Source organism: Rhizobium sp. 62_C5_N11_2 (assembly GCF_051811185.1).
GTDB classification, from domain to species: domain Bacteria; phylum Pseudomonadota; class Alphaproteobacteria; order Rhizobiales; family Rhizobiaceae; genus Rhizobium; species Rhizobium leguminosarum.
Genome location: NZ_JBPWPW010000003.1, coordinates 183,137 through 196,833, shown reverse-complemented (window position 1 = coordinate 196,833; position 13,697 = coordinate 183,137). Strand labels below are relative to the sequence as shown.

Annotated in this window: 12 protein-coding genes and 4 pseudogenes; 7 read left to right on the top strand and 9 right to left on the bottom strand. The window is 59.0% G+C overall.

Annotation, left to right across the window (positions count from 1 at the left end; all coding sequences use genetic code 11):
• The first annotated feature begins 38 nt into the window (after positions 1–38).
• Positions 39–344 (top strand): DUF982 domain-containing protein, encoded by a 306-nt coding sequence (locus AB8B31_RS30015; RefSeq protein WP_018448465.1) that lies wholly within the window; start codon positions 39–41, stop codon positions 342–344.
• A 204-nt stretch (positions 345–548) separates the two neighbouring features.
• Positions 549–854, top strand: coding sequence for a hypothetical protein (locus AB8B31_RS30010; protein ID WP_112908576.1), 306 nt, complete (start codon positions 549–551; stop codon positions 852–854).
• Between the two features lie 138 nt (positions 855–992).
• Here the strand turns inward: AB8B31_RS30010 and AB8B31_RS30005 are convergent, their stop codons facing one another.
• The gene (locus AB8B31_RS30005; protein WP_439007611.1) at positions 993–1,889 is read right to left on the bottom strand and encodes a GGDEF domain-containing protein; all 897 of its coding nucleotides are present in this window, start codon (positions 1,887–1,889) and stop codon (positions 993–995) included.
• Between the two features lie 204 nt (positions 1,890–2,093).
• Here AB8B31_RS30005 and AB8B31_RS30000 point away from each other — a divergent pair, with 204 nt between their 5' ends.
• Positions 2,094–2,528, top strand: coding sequence for a hypothetical protein (locus AB8B31_RS30000; protein WP_115156840.1), 435 nt, complete (start codon positions 2,094–2,096; stop codon positions 2,526–2,528).
• Positions 2,529–3,140: 612 nt separating this feature from the next.
• Positions 3,141–3,380 (top strand): annotated as a pseudogene (locus tag AB8B31_RS29995) (amino acid ABC transporter ATP-binding protein); the annotation flags it as partial.
• 210 nt (positions 3,381–3,590) lie between these two features.
• On the opposite strand, the gene AB8B31_RS29990 reads toward AB8B31_RS29995, so the two are convergent.
• Positions 3,591–3,812 carry a hypothetical protein gene (locus AB8B31_RS29990; RefSeq protein ID WP_130653680.1) on the bottom strand — a complete coding sequence of 74 codons (222 nt, stop codon included), beginning with the start codon at positions 3,810–3,812 and terminating at the stop codon, positions 3,591–3,593.
• A gap of 336 nt (positions 3,813–4,148) precedes the next feature.
• Here AB8B31_RS29990 and AB8B31_RS29985 point away from each other — a divergent pair, with 336 nt between their 5' ends.
• Entirely contained in the window at positions 4,149–5,912 is a 1,764-nt protein-coding gene (locus AB8B31_RS29985) for an adenylate/guanylate cyclase domain-containing protein (protein WP_130653681.1), read from the top strand.
• A gap of 60 nt (positions 5,913–5,972) precedes the next feature.
• Here AB8B31_RS29985 and AB8B31_RS29980 read toward each other — a convergent pair whose 3' ends face one another.
• The gene (locus AB8B31_RS29980; RefSeq protein ID WP_439007610.1) at positions 5,973–8,270 is read right to left on the bottom strand and encodes a PBP1A family penicillin-binding protein; all 2,298 of its coding nucleotides are present in this window, start codon (positions 8,268–8,270) and stop codon (positions 5,973–5,975) included.
• Between the two features lie 427 nt (positions 8,271–8,697).
• Between AB8B31_RS29980 and AB8B31_RS29975 the strand changes: the two genes are divergently transcribed.
• Entirely contained in the window at positions 8,698–8,973 is a 276-nt protein-coding gene (locus AB8B31_RS29975; RefSeq protein WP_439007609.1) for a transposase, read from the top strand.
• Here AB8B31_RS29975 and AB8B31_RS29970 read toward each other — a convergent pair.
• Positions 8,878–9,206 (bottom strand): annotated as a pseudogene (locus tag AB8B31_RS29970) (transposase domain-containing protein); the annotation flags it as partial. The gene AB8B31_RS29975 and the pseudogene AB8B31_RS29970 sit on opposite strands and share 96 nt — an antisense overlap.
• 11 nt (positions 9,207–9,217) lie before the next feature.
• On the opposite strand from AB8B31_RS29970, the pseudogene AB8B31_RS29965 reads away from it, so the two are divergent.
• Positions 9,218–9,562 (top strand): annotated as a pseudogene (locus tag AB8B31_RS29965) (Tn3 family transposase); the annotation flags it as partial.
• A 35-nt stretch (positions 9,563–9,597) separates the two neighbouring features.
• Here the strand turns inward: AB8B31_RS29965 and AB8B31_RS29960 are convergent.
• The 5 genes and pseudogenes from AB8B31_RS29960 to AB8B31_RS29940 form a co-directional block, all read right to left on the bottom strand.
• Entirely contained in the window at positions 9,598–9,951 is a 354-nt protein-coding gene (locus tag AB8B31_RS29960) for a hypothetical protein (protein ID WP_017965518.1), read from the bottom strand.
• Between the two features lie 150 nt (positions 9,952–10,101).
• Positions 10,102–10,307 (bottom strand): annotated as a pseudogene (locus AB8B31_RS29955) (transposase domain-containing protein); the annotation flags it as partial.
• A gap of 216 nt (positions 10,308–10,523) precedes the next feature.
• Positions 10,524–11,525 carry a tyrosine-type recombinase/integrase gene (locus AB8B31_RS29950; RefSeq protein ID WP_096772358.1) on the bottom strand — a complete coding sequence of 334 codons (1,002 nt, stop codon included), beginning with the start codon at positions 11,523–11,525 and terminating at the stop codon, positions 10,524–10,526.
• Positions 11,522–12,445: a tyrosine-type recombinase/integrase gene (locus AB8B31_RS29945; protein WP_086083856.1), complete on the bottom strand. Its 924-nt coding sequence runs from the start codon at positions 12,443–12,445 to the stop codon at positions 11,522–11,524. The genes AB8B31_RS29950 and AB8B31_RS29945 overlap by 4 nt, the downstream gene beginning before the upstream one ends.
• The gene (locus AB8B31_RS29940) at positions 12,442–13,683 is read right to left on the bottom strand and encodes a site-specific integrase (protein WP_096772357.1); all 1,242 of its coding nucleotides are present in this window, start codon (positions 13,681–13,683) and stop codon (positions 12,442–12,444) included. Before AB8B31_RS29940 ends, AB8B31_RS29945 begins: the two co-directional genes overlap by 4 nt.
• Positions 13,684–13,697 lie beyond the last annotated feature (14 nt).

The window sequence follows — 13,697 nt, the reverse complement described above, 5'->3', positions numbered from 1 at the left end:
CGGCATTGGCACTGGCCGCCCCGCGGAGTTCAGGCACAATGAGGTTCGATATGTCGAGAAGCTTCCCAACGATAATTCTTGTTTTTGACGAAGGGAAAGATCGCAAGGTGATCGGCACCGCTCGCGAGGCTGCCCAACTGTTGCTGAAGGAATGGCCCACTGACGATGGTGAAGAATTCCTCACGGCGGTGAGAACCTGTTTGGAGGTCCTTACCGGAGATACCGACCCCGAGAAATTGCATGAGGCGATCGTCCGCGCCGCATATGAAGCGGGTATTGCAGCGATCACGACTGATAACAGCCTTGGTATTTTCAGGATCTATCCAGTCAGCCAGGTCAGATAGTTGGCCGCCGTTCACGCGCTCATCGCAATCCCGCTCCCATCGAGCCGCTGCGGCTATCGCCGTGGGCTCTGCGGAGCTCTTACTGCGGAGCGAGCAGAAGAAGCTCTTTGGATCCGACAGGCGATCGGTTCAGCAAAGTTTCAATTGACCGTTTCCGATGGCGAGGCGACACTCGCAACCTGTAGCGAGGCAGGAGGAGAAACGATGGACGACCTAGACCGCTGGCGCGACATGGCAAGCGCACCGAGAGACGGTAGCCGGATCCTCGTCACGATTCGCCAGTCCGAACAGGGGCCGGCGGAAGTTGACCTCGCCTATTGGTCGCATGGCGATCAGTTCGGTGCAGAAGGCTGGCGCGCCTCTGATTCCTCGCCCGGGCACATCATCGAATATGCCGAGCCGGAATTGAAGTGTTGGATGCCGATGCCCTCGGCCAACCTCAATCGCACCTCGATGCCCTCCCCCTGGGAAGGCGACGATGACCAGGAGCTCTACGGGTCAGGGATTTAGGAAATCTGGCCGAATTAAAGTGGTTCCTGCCTCCGCGAGAGGTCCAGATTGCCGTCCGCCACGACTGCGGCGCACCACGAGGTCCCTGCTCTGGAAACGGCACACCAAATTGGGGTTCAACCGTATAAGCCTAAGCGCCTAAGCTGCGCGCACCCTGTCCCGGCCGCTCAGCTTAGCGGCATAGAGTGCTTGATCGGCGCGTCGATAAAGGTCCGACGCGCTGTCTGACGGGGCACAAGTGGCGATGCCGGCAGAACAGGTGTAGCTGAAGTCGGGCGATTCAGGCAGAGGCCGGGAGAAGCGGATCACCGTCAGCATGCACTCGACCATGGCAATGGCATCTTCCGGCCCGGTTGCCGGCATCACCAGAAGGAACTCTTCTCCGCCGACCCGCCCAAAACAATCGTTGCGGCGAACATTCTGATGAATGCGATGAGCAAAATCGCGCAGGACGACATCCCCGGCGTGGTGACCAAGCCGATCATTGATGTGTTTGAAATTGTCGATGTCGAAGACGGCAAGGCATCCGTTGTTTCCGTGCTGGGCGGCGGCCAGCATGTCGTCGACGCGGGCCATCACAAAGCGGCGGTTGGCGACACCGGTGAGTTCGTCGGTGTAAGACGCCTTGATCGCCTGATCGCGATCTTGCCGGACAGTCCTGCCATGCGCTCGCAAACTGGTGATGTCGCTCGCAATGCACAACATCCAACCGTTCTTCTGGACCGCCTCGGTCATCCAAAACCATCGGCCATCACACAGGTCCGTCTCGAAAGCTCGATAGCCGATCTTGCCACGGCGCGACTGTGTCGACCGCAGCCACTCGTCGAAATTGCTCGTCTTAATGACTGTGCCTCGCCGCAGCTCAAAATTGCGCCGCATGAGATCCGGCCAGAGTGGAGTTTCATCCGGCTCGATGAAATAAACCGAACGAAAGGCGCTGTTGGCGTATCGCAGCCGGTCATGACCATCGTAGACGGCAATCAGCGTTTCGGTGCGTGAGGAAAGGTGCAGAAGCTGTTCGAATATCTCGTCCATACCGAACCCTGTCTGGTTGCCTTGGTATGAGATGGCGCAGAAACCCTATGAGAAAAGAGCCAGTCAGCAAGCAAAGGCGCCTCTAGTGATTACGGAAGCGTCAACGAGATGCCGTTTTCAATCGTGATTGGACATCGGCTGAGACCTGAGCGACGCTATTTTTGGGAGGCGGACCATCTATTTTTCCGGAGATAGGAGGCCGAGATGGAACAGTACGCACTCGATCAGTTGAAAACCATTGCAAAGGTCAGCACGACCTGCAAGCGCCTCGAAATGACGCGGCGCGAACGGCTTGAACGGTGGGCCGAAAGTCTCGAAGGCAGCCCGAGACCGTTTCTTAAGACGCTTCACGAAACCGAATATCAGCCGATGGCCGATCGGCTTGCTCTCAGGGATGACGGCACGCCGATCTCCGTTGCATTCGCTGATCCCATTCTGCGCGCGGCGGGAATGGAAAATGACAGCTATGGAGAAGCCAAACGGTTCTTCGACCTCGGCGATGAACAATTGCATGATCTTGTCTGCTTCTGCCATTTCGGTGAACGCGTCAGCGCGGCAGTCGTCGCTCGCCGTTTGCGGAAGATGTCAGGCTCCAAACCAAGTGGGTTTTTCGCTCAGCTTCGTGCGTTGTTTGCCTGATTGAGGCGAAAGGTCACCATCTGACGTGCTGGTCGGGGATGCATCGATCCCCGTCGCGGGTGGCACGCGCGACGCCCCAGGCCAGATCGGTCGGGTCGTTGCTCCTGCGGCGTCGACTGCCGCGGACATTTTGAGGGGCAGATTTCTGAAGCAGTTGGTTCCTGCTGGTCAACTGGCGGGTCAGGTCTTTTGCGCTGGCCGACCACCACGCCCCCGAGGGATTTGGGTCAAGGCGTTCACCAGCAGCACCCACTATGTCAGCGTGCTGGGGAAAGATGCCTCGCCGCGCGACTATCCAGTCAGGTAGACGCTTGAAGAGGCCGTATCGCTACTTACCGCCAGCTAACCACGCGCTTGCCATTGTAGGTGATTTAACGGAAAATCCTCGGCGTGGCCCTTGAGGCCTGGGCAGCCTGCCATGATCGGAGAACGCCGTGCCTCTGAAAAACATTTTGGCCGCAGCAGCAATCGTCTTCATGACACTCTCAGGATGCGCAACTAGTGGATCGTACAACACAACCTACGCACAGCCGCAGGGGATAGGCCCGGTTCGCGGGGAAATGGGCGGTTACTAGCCCATCCAAGGTGTTTCGACCGCTTGAGAAACACAGCCTGGCTGTTTACGACGAACCAACCTCGGTGCTCGATCCGATGACATGGTCGCTGTCCGCGGAAGAACGCATGACGGTGATGGTGGTGACCCACGAAATGGGCTTTGCCCGCGAGGGCGCGCAACGCGTGGTGTTCATGGATGCCGGCGCCATCGTCGAGAGCGGCGCGCCGGATGAATTCTTCGCCCACCCGAAAACCGACCGGTCGGGTCGTTGCTCCTGCGGCATCGACTATCGCTGACAGGCTGCTTCCTTGGGTCGAAGCCAACTGCGAGATCAATTGCCGGATCCTCAAGACGTGACCGGAGAAGGCCTCGTCTTTAGTCTCGAAGTGCTCCAGGCCTTTTTCGCCTTCACGCCTATAACCACCATCCTAGACATGGAATTCTCCACTAAAGATAATGGGATAGTCGAGAGGCGTAGGTTCCGTGCGACAGTAGGGCTTTAAGCCTCAATATTGTCGAGCATCGAATTCTTCAATCGTTTCGGGGTCCTGCTTATATTCCCATTGCACACCGTTCAGCCGGCGCCAGATTTGTCCCGATGGGTTTCGGGCGGCGCCGTTGACGAGTGGCACCGGAAAGAGTGTCTCGTGCTTGTGCCAGAGTGTGACGTCAGTGACCTTGGCCTGCTTGGGCTTCCGGAACAGGTTGAAAAGGAGTGCGAAGTCCATTGGCCGATTTTTCTCCAATGGACTCAACTATAAGGACATTTTGGGTACTTTCAAGTACTATAATTTTGCGAACCCGACGAGCGGAAAATAAAGAACGAGGATCACCGATGGGTGAGCGGCATCAGGTCAAGACTGGTGAGAATTTCTGGCCAGTTTTCGGCAGATAGGCCGTCGATGGCGACAACGCCGAGGAAACGTGACGAACCGGATGCGCGCCCGATTGCAGGGCTTCCCGGACGACTCAAAGTGAAACGCTCCTGATCGCTAGACCGCTCTTTCGGGCGATAGTAGATTGCACATATTAGAGATTGAAGATGAGCTGCGTGGGGACGCGTCATGGATCGGAAGCTTGCGGCGATCATGTCCGCAGACGTTGTCGGTTACAGCCGGCTGACGGCTCTGGATGAAGAGGGAACGATACGCGCGCTCGACAGAAGCCGCGAGCGGATCGGCAGGCTTGTCGCGCAATACGGCGGCCGCATCTTCGGTCTTGCTGGAGACGGCGTCATGGCCGAGTTCTCAAGCGCGGTTCAGGCCGTTCGCTGCGCGGTTCAGATCCAGCGTGACCTCACGGCAGACGAGGGCGAATCCGATGGCAGCTTGAAGTTTCGCATCGGCATCAACCTGGGAGACGTTGTTATCGCGGGCGACGATCTGCTTGGCGACGGCGTCAATGTCGCTGCGCGGCTGCAGTCCATTGCTGGATCGTCTGCGATATGTATATCCGGTCCGGTTCGCGACCAGCTCGGCGCGAAAACGGAATTCAGGGTTCGCAGCATGGGCAAGCGGGTCCTGAAAAATATCCCGACCGCCATCCCCGTTTTTCAGGTCGATTGGTCGACAGGTCCTGGAGCGACGAAGAGCGCTCGTTCGCCCTCGCCCGCTCCATCGGAAGATCCTTCCGGTCCTCCGGTCATCGCCATCCTTCCCTTCGCAAATCTGGCGACGGACGAGCTCTGGGAAAGGTTCGCTATCGGACTTGCAGCAGACATCATCGCCGATCTTGCGCGCTATCCCGACCTGGCCGTGATCTCCCGTCAGACGATGATCGCCTACAAGGGTTGCGAGAACGACGTCGTGTCGATCGGCAGGGAGTTGAAGGCCGACTACGTGGTGGAAGGAAATTTGCAGGCGACCGGAGATCGGGTGAGGATTTCCGTCCAACTCGTCGATGCTTCCAGCGGAGCTAGCCTGTGGAGTGCCCGGTACGACGAAACGGCCGGCAACGTCTTCGAACTGCAGGACGCCGTCACCGCGAGCGTGGTCAACGTCCTCGGGAATTGCTGCGGAAAGCTTCTAAGCTTCCGGCGCGACGTCCTCCGGCGCAAGAAGCCTGCGAGCCTGCAGGCCTACGACTGCTACCTCCTCGGCGAAGAGCACCTCGACCTTTTCACGCGAACCTCCAATGCAGAAGCCATCCGGTTCCTTTCGCGCGCGGTCCAGCTTGATCCAAAGCTCGCAAGAGCATGGACCGGCCTCGGCCTTGCCTACTCCACGGACGTCTGCAACGGATTTTCTGAAGACCCTGTTTCCTCGGTTCGGCGCTTCGAAGACTGTATCGAGAAAGCTCTGGAGCTCGATCCGCAGGATCTGGTCGCACGGCTTTGTATCGCAGCGTTCAGAGCTTTACGGGGTGACTTCGAGGGCGCTTCGCGCGATCATGAGATGGTCCTCAAAGCTGCTCCCCACGACGCCGATACCATCGCAATGCTGGCCGGCAATGTGGCGTTGGTCGCCGGCGAACCAGTGCACGGCTACGAGCTGGCCACGCGGGCCATCCGACTCAACCCTAACATCCCTTGGTATTATGGCATGCTGGGCCGCTGCTGCTTCGTAGCCGGCCTTTATGAGGAGTGCATCGCGGCCCTCAATCAGGCTCCGCCCCGATCGCCGGCGACGCTCCTGTTCATGGCGATGGCGGCCGGGATGCTCAACCGGGAAGAAGAGGCGGCTCGGTTCGTCTCTCGTCTGGAGGAGCCGTTCCCCGGATTCTCGGCGGAAGCGTTCATACAGGGGTATCCGGTCACGAATCCGAAGGCGCTCGCGGCAATCCGTGCTGGTGCCGACCAACTACGCTCGTGGCCACGAGCGGGGATTTGACTTTCATCCGCTGAACGGCGCCTCGTCGCCCGCAACCGCGCCTTCCTCGACCGCGCCACGTCACTTTTCGCAGAGCCGTCGGCCGCCGGAATATGGCTGATAGGTACAATCGGACGGCCGGAAGGAGCGGTAACTGCGCGAGCAGGCGGTGATATTGCAGGACTGTGTTGCGCCTTGACCATCGCTTGCCGCTCCTGTCGATAGCACTCCATTCGGCGTAGGTTCGGCCGTCGCTTGGCGCATGAAGTCCCGCCAAATATGCGCTGGAAGGGCGCCGCCCGTGACCCCCTTCATCGGCGTGTCGTCATCATTGCCAACCCAGACTCCGACGACCAGCGATTCCGTGAAGCCGACGAACCAGGCATCGCGATTGTTCTGGCTGGTGCCGGTCTTGCCGGCTGCAAACGAGCCGGGGTCTGCTCCACGCCCAGTGCCGCGCTCGACAACCAACTGCAGGAGCCCGAGGAGATCGGACTGGTAAGGCGAAAGATCGACATTCGGCTTTGATTGTGAGCCAACTCGAAACACGTTGGGCTGCCCTGCCGCTTGAAACTCGATGATGCCCCAGGGTTTAACAGGTGCCCTGCCGAGTTGGACAGACGCATAGGCGCTGGTGAGGTTAAGCAGATTTACTTCGGACGTCCCGAGCGCCAACGACGGCGTGCTGGCGAGGGGCGTATCGATGCCGAGCTCACGCGCTGCGGCAATCACATTGTCCAAACCAACCTCTTCGGCAAGCGCCACTGAAGCGGCATTGAGTGATCGCGCGAACGCCTCGGCAAGCGTAACCCAACCGCGATAGTTGCCACCGGAGTTTTCTGGCGACCAACCGTCTATGTCAATTGGCGCGTCCAGAACCTGGTCGGACAAAGTCAGTCCAGCTTTCAATGCTGCGTAATAGACGAATAGCTTGAAGGTGGAACCCGGCTGGCGCATCGCAGTGACAGCGCGATTGAACTGGCTCGCCTTGTAGTCGCGCCCGCCAACCATCGCGACGACCGCGCCGTCCGGGGTCATCGCAACCAACGCGGCCTGCGATGCTCCGACAGATGTTCCTTCACCGTCCAGGGCTCTTTTCACGACCCTTTCGGCGATTTGCTGCAATTGCGGCACCAGCGTGGTTCGCACCGTCGTCGAACCCGGCGAGGAGCCGGCGACTTCGCTCGCTTGCGGCGAAATCCAGTCGGCAAACCAGCTTCCCGAGCGCGGCGTCGGCGTCGTTGGATGCAGCTTGGCAAAGCTCGCCTTGGCCTCCGCTGCCTCTGGCATGGTAATCTTATCATTCGTCGCCATCGCGTCGAGAACGACCATGGTACGCTGCCGGGCGCCTTCGAAATTGTCGATGGGATTCCATTGACTTGGCGCCCGCAGCAATCCCGCCAGCATCGCCGACTCCGGCAGGTTAAGGGCGTCGATATCCTTGTTGAAATAAATCCGCGCGGCGGCAGGCATGCCGGTAGCGCCCGCGCCAAGATAGACGCTGTTGAGATAGCGCGTCAGGATTTCCCGCTTGCCGAGCTTCCACTCCAGCCAGACTGCGATCACAACCTCCTGTATCTTTCGCTTTATCGTTCGATCGCTATCGAGGTATTGGAGCTTGATGAGTTGCTGGGTGATCGTGCTGCCCCCCTCCACCACCGAGCCAGCCTCCAAATTCCGGAGAAACGCCCTTCCGATCCCTCTTGGATCGACGCCGAAATGATCCATGAACCGGCGGTCCTCAATTGAAAGGACGGCATCGATCAGACGCGGTGGGAACTGGTGGTATTGCGCATATGGCCCTTGATAAGGTCCCTGCCTTACGAGCGGCGCACCGTCGGCGGTTTCCAGCACAACGATAGGCTTTAACGTCCCGTCACGGATCTCGCTCCAGGGCACGTCCTTTAGTGCCCACACCAGCACGCTGCATACGAGGAGGCAGACAAGCAAGGCCGACCCCATAGCGAATTTCCACCAGTTCGCCGGAAGCCATCGGCGTCGGCGACTTTCGCGCGGCTTGGAATCCCGATCGCGAATGCCGCGCCCGGCTTTGGCCAGAGCAGTCGTCATCCATTTGGCGGGAGCTGATATGGCTACCAGCCGCATCGACCTCCTTAGCTTCGTTCTCAAAAACGAAGCCATCGTCTTGGTCTTCGCCAAAGCAGAACTTGCCTTCAAATCGTGGCGCAGCGCACGCAATAGATTGCTCGCAGCCTGTCGAGTTTGCACGAAAGTTCCGTGGGGGAGTTGCGGGTTGTCGCCTTGGGCGATTCCTGGCGAATCCGAGGCGGCCGCTTGCGTCGCCGAATCTGCTGGCTGATTGCGACCCGTGCTCGAGTTGCCAACGCTTTCGCCTGAGGATTCGGGAGGATTGGGCATCGGTTACCGCTAAAAGGCCAACGTGGCATGAACTTTATAGCCGGGCGATGCCGAGTGTTCTACCGTAAAAGGTCCCATAGGCTTCTGTATGAAACGAAGCCGGCTCTCATTCGCGCGATCATCGCCACGGCCGACGTAACGCGTGCTCCGGTGAAGACTGTGGTCATTGAGAAGTCCGGCCTGTCTGAATGTGTTTGATTTACTCGGCAGCGCCAAGGACGGCCATCAACCCCGCCCCGATCCAACATACGAGCGCTAAACGAACCTGCCTCTTGCGCTCCAGTTCCCGTTCTGTCGCCGTCTGTGCGAGATCGAACACTTGTGAGACAACTGGGACGATTTTCGTAACCGGTGTTCCGATCCCACATTGTCCTCGCCGCCCTGATCTGTGATCGCCTTTCCATGGACGAGCAACGGGAGTTTCTCCATGGAGAATACATTGGAGGTTCTCACGACCAGGAAGTCTGGACGTGAGGTTCACCGGCGGTGGCCGGACGAGGTCAAGGCTCAGATCGTTTCGGAGAGCCTTCGGCCCGGCGCGATGGTGAATGAGGTCGCAGAGCGCCATGGCTTGAAGCCGAACCACCTTTCCACCTGGCGGACAGCGTCAGGGCAAATTGGTTCTGCCTGCACCCGAGGATGCGGTGGAGTTCGCAGCGGTGATCGTCGATCCACCTGTTTTGGAGCCGCCGATCAAGAGTAAGCGCGATTTTCCATGCGCATTGACGGCTGCGACGTCGGCCTCTTCGCCTCGCTGTGGCAACCCGGTGAGCACATGGCGCAGCCAAGTGAGTGGATCGACGCCACAGGCGCGGCAAGTCGGCATCAAACTATAGATCACTGGCTCGCCTTGGCTCCGTCAGCGGTGTCGCTGAACAGCCACGATTTTCTTCCGGTGGCAAAAACTCTGATGTCGCGTTCCAGAATGTTGTTATCGGATCGGCACCGGTGGCAAAATCCGCCAGGAACTGATTGTTGCAACCTGGCCGGATCTCTCCGTTGTGCGGCTACGATGGCCGCCGGTAAAATGAAACCGAGCCAGTTGCTCCGAAAACTCGCATCCTATCCCCGGCAGAACGATCTGGCGGTTGCGCTGCGGGTGGTTGGCCGCGTCGAGCGGACACTCTTTATCATAGAGTGGATCCTCGACACGGACATGCAGCGGCGTGCCGAGATCGGCCTCAACAAAGGGCGAGGTTCCGCCGGAACTATTGGCGCATATCTCTCCGCTGGGTTGGGCACACATATTACTGACCGGCGAATATCTCTGGCTGAAGGGAGCAAAGGCTTAGAGTGTCATTTCGCCCCCAGCCGGAACCGACCCCTTTTATCGGATCGACATGCGGTAGCAGTGCTCTATCATCCGTCCTCTAAGGTTAAGATCGGTCATGCCAAATCTATCGACGTAGCCCAGCCCCAGGGCGAGTATTCCCTGCCCGGCGACGTTGCCCGGGTTGTGGCTGTAGTGAGCTACGGCCATTTCCTCTTCCTTCGTATAAGTGGCAGGGCCTTGCAGCAGAGAGACAATCGACTGGCCTCGGGCATTCAGCAATCCGGCTTCGCTTGCCAATCCGAGTTCAACCAATTTGGCTTTTGTCTCTTTGAAGGTTGACGGCGTCGTCTTTTGAAAATGTTCAAGCACGGCCTTAACTTCTTCGTCGGTGAAATTGGCATGCTCCATGGAATGATCCTCTATACTCTCAAAACAGGAAATCCGTAAAAACCCTGTATAGAACCAGGGATATACCCGTGTCTCCTCCGAAAGCCAGACCCTGGCTGCCCAGCTCGAGCCACTCCAACAACGTGACCTGTCGGCTTAGGCCGCAGAGGTTTAGGAGAGGTTGAACGGCAGCAGGTCGCCGATGTCGGCTGCTTCTTCGCGCTGCGGCAACTCAGTGAGCACTGGCGCAGCCAGGTGAGCGGGTCGACGCCACAGGCGCGGCAGGTCAGCATCAAACTGTAGATCACGGCGCTGGCCTTGGCTCCGTCAACGGTATCACTGAACAGCCAACTTTTTCTGCCGGTAGCACTTAATCGAAAGAATGCTCTTTTCGCCGGGCATGACGTGGGCGCGGAGAATTGGGCTACCATTGCCTCGCTGATCGAGACCGCCTTATGCCGCGCGCGGCATAAACACGTTTATGCCGACCGGCGAACTATGCCGAGTGCGTCTTCTGGCAGGAACGGCAAACCGTGCGTTCCGAGCCAGTTTGGCGGGTCGCCGTTGTTTGGCACTCGGCATAGTTCTCATGCTCAGAGGGTGTTCAGGAATTCCAGAAGCCGGTCGCTTGGTCGAAATCGCTCGGCCTTGGCGCCTTCGTACGGCTTCAGCTTTGCGAGTGCAGATTCCTTCAGTTCGAGATGCGCATGAAGATAGGTCAACGTCGTTTCCATCGCTTCATGGCCCAACCACAGGGCAATGACGGAGCAGTCGACGCCCGCCTGCAGCAACTCCATGGCAGCAGAGTGCCGCAAGACATGGGGCGACACCCGCTTTGAGCGAAGGGAGACGCAGTGCTCACGTGCTTTGGCGACATATTTGTTCAGCAGTGCCTGCACGCCGTCGGCGCTGAGCCTGCCACCGTGCGTATTCGGAAAGAGGGCTGTTGAGCCTCGCTTCCCTGGTTCCTTGAGCCAATAACGGAGGGCTTGCTGTGCAACCTTTGTGAGCGGCGTACTTCGCTCTTTGCGGCCCTTGCCGATGCATTGCACATGCGCACCGCGGCCGAGCATTACCGAATCTCGGTCAAGGTCGATGATCTCCGAGACCCGCAGCCCCGTTTGGGCGGCCAGTAACAGCAGAGTGTAGTCGCGGCGTCCCAGCCACGTGCTTCGATCCGTGCAGTCCAGGATCGCTTCAATCTCGGGCCTAGTTAGAAACTGAAGCTGCCGCTTGTCACATCGCTTGCTGGGGATCGCGAGCACACGCTGAATGTGGGCGCTATGTGCCGGCTCCTCGAACGCCGCATATCGGAAGAAAGAGCGGATGGCTGTAAGGCGGAGATTCCGGGTCCGCACCGAGGCGGATCTCTTCGTCTCAAGATCCTCCAGGAATGCGCCGATGAAGGGAGCGTCCAAATCCCGCAGCGTCAACTCCGATGGGGATCTCCCAAGGCGCGTCTGTGCGAACGCAAACAGGAGCCTGAAGGTGTCGCGATAGGAGGCGATGGTGTTAGAACTTACACCTCGATGCTTCATGAGCCGATCTGTGAACCACCGCTCGATCAGCACGGCCAGGTCTTTCGTGCGTCTCATGACCGTACCTCCCAGCGCTTATTCAATCGCCGTACGGCATGGTTCATCAGTTCCGGCGTGGCGGACAGATACCAATAGGTGTCGCGAACATTCGCATGGCCGAGGAAGGTCGAGAGAACCGGCAGCTCGCGTTCCACATCTTCGCCGGCGCGATGCCAGTTGATCAGGGTCTGGACGGCGAAACGGTGACGAAGATCATGAATCCGTGGGCCATCTCGTTTCCCCTCCTGCCGTAATCCGATTTGCCGAGATAGTCGCCAGAACACGCGGTGCACGTATTGATGCAGCAATCTGCCGCCCTGTTCGGCGACGAAGAAATAGGGACTACGCGGCGTACCAAGGTGTGCATCGCGTCGGGCGGCATAGCCTGAAAGGACAGCAATTGTCGTGGCATGCAGCGGCACCAGCCGTGACTTGCCAAACTTTGTCTCTCGGATGGTGAGGACGCCCTGGTCGAGATCTACATCGGCCCGGAGCAGGCTGAGCGCTTCGGAATGGCGCAGTCCGGCGACCGCTATCAGCCCGAACAGGCAGTGATATGTCCAGCGCCGCAGGGCGTTGGCCGGCGGCAACGACAGTGCTGCCGCCAGAAGTGCCTGAATCTCGACCTCACTATAGATGTAGGGTTTTGTCCGCCGTGCCGGCGCCACAGCGTCGCTCGGTGGCACTTCCGTCAAAGGATCGAAATGACTGAGGTGCTGGGCAAAGCAGCGCACATCAGCCAGTCGGATTGACCAACTCGGCTGCCGGCCCATCGAGGTGACCCACTCCATTGCCAGGTCCGCCGTGATGGTCTCGGCGCCGCGGGCTTCCATGAAAGCGACGAACTCCGACAATCGTTTTGCCGGACCGTCATATTTGTATCCCAGCCCTTGGCGCATGCCGATGTAGCGCTCAAGCGCGGTGCGAAGCCGGCTCATTGGACACCTCCCGGCCAGGGTAGGCTCAGTTCCCGCAGCTTCTCAATATCGAGCTTTGCATAGATTCTTGTACTGTCGATGCTTCGATGGCGGAGCAGTTGACCGATCTCGGCAAAGCTGGCGCCCGACCGCAAAAGGTCGGTCGCAAGGCTGTGGCGGAAAAGATGGGCACCGTGATGCGCATAGCCGTCAATGCCTGCCCGTTCGAGTGCCTGCTTCGCGATCATCGTGATGGCGCAGCCGGAGGCAAAGCCCACATGCGGCGCAAGTGTTCGCAAGAAGACTCGCCGACATGCCGAAGCTGGGCGCCCATGCCGGATATAAGCGACGATCGCTGTTCCGACGTCGTGACGCAGCGGCATAGTCGCTTGTCGTCGTCCCTTTCCGTGTACGAGGATCGTGCCCGACTGCCAGTCGATATCGTCAAGATTGAGGGTGGCCACTTCGCTGGCGCGCAAACCGAGCTTGGCGAGGATCATCAGAACCGCATAGTCCCGACGACCCATTGCCGTCGTCCGATCGCAGGCATCGAGAACCTTCTGGACTTTCTCGGGCGGCAGGAAGGTTGGAAGGCCGGCAAGTCGCCAGCGGCGGATGGACGGCACACAGTCAGCGAGCGGCGTCGAGATGAAGCCCTTCAGATGCAAATAGCGCAGGAAAGCACGCACAACCCCGCACATGGCTTTGCCACTGTCGGCGGAACCGTCGAGCGCATGTCGCTCGACATAACCGATAACGATCTCCGGGGTGAGCGCTGCAAACTCGTCTGCGCCGAAAGGACACACCTCCCGGAGAAATCGAAGCGACAGAAGCTTGTGGCTCCCCACTGTCGCGGCGGCGAGCCCTCTCTCATTCGAGAGATATTGCCCGAATACATCGACGATCATCTCGTGCTCACTGCGCTGAATCGGAAGCGCGGCTGGTATTAAGCCTTTCTCCCGTAACGCCAAAAGCAAGCGGCGGAGCGCCGATCGATCGCCCGAGTCGGGCTTCCAGTGTTTGAAACGATGCTCAAGAAAGCGGTCGGCGTGAACCTCATTCAAATCCTGCGGAGCATGTCCATTGCCAACATGCCAGTCCATCAGATCCCGAAACAGGCTCAGCGACCGCCACGTGCATTGCCGCCCCAAACCTTCGTTCGACATTTTGGCGGCGTAAACGCCCGCAAACTCCCGATACGGACCGTAGACCAGCTTCCGGTATAGGGCGCTGCGATTCAAATAGTCAGTTGCGTTCATGTGTCCTCTCCTTC

Coding starts and splice junctions, on each gene's coding strand:
- AB8B31_RS30015 (WP_018448465.1), top strand. CDS start 39: ATGAGGTTCGATATGTCGAGAAGCTTCCCAACGATAATTCTTGTTTTT.
- AB8B31_RS30010 (WP_112908576.1), top strand. CDS start 549: ATGGACGACCTAGACCGCTGGCGCGACATGGCAAGCGCACCGAGAGAC.
- AB8B31_RS30005 (WP_439007611.1), bottom strand. CDS start 1,889: ATGGACGAGATATTCGAACAGCTTCTGCACCTTTCCTCACGCACCGAA.
- AB8B31_RS30000 (WP_115156840.1), top strand. CDS start 2,094: ATGGAACAGTACGCACTCGATCAGTTGAAAACCATTGCAAAGGTCAGC.
- AB8B31_RS29990 (WP_130653680.1), bottom strand. CDS start 3,812: ATGGACTTCGCACTCCTTTTCAACCTGTTCCGGAAGCCCAAGCAGGCC.
- AB8B31_RS29985 (WP_130653681.1), top strand. CDS start 4,149: ATGGATCGGAAGCTTGCGGCGATCATGTCCGCAGACGTTGTCGGTTAC.
- AB8B31_RS29980 (WP_439007610.1), bottom strand. CDS start 8,270: ATGCCCAATCCTCCCGAATCCTCAGGCGAAAGCGTTGGCAACTCGAGC.
- AB8B31_RS29975 (WP_439007609.1), top strand. CDS start 8,698: ATGGAGAATACATTGGAGGTTCTCACGACCAGGAAGTCTGGACGTGAG.
- AB8B31_RS29960 (WP_017965518.1), bottom strand. CDS start 9,951: ATGGAGCATGCCAATTTCACCGACGAAGAAGTTAAGGCCGTGCTTGAA.
- AB8B31_RS29950 (WP_096772358.1), bottom strand. CDS start 11,525: ATGAGACGCACGAAAGACCTGGCCGTGCTGATCGAGCGGTGGTTCACA.
- AB8B31_RS29945 (WP_086083856.1), bottom strand. CDS start 12,445: ATGAGCCGGCTTCGCACCGCGCTTGAGCGCTACATCGGCATGCGCCAA.
- AB8B31_RS29940 (WP_096772357.1), bottom strand. CDS start 13,683: ATGAACGCAACTGACTATTTGAATCGCAGCGCCCTATACCGGAAGCTG.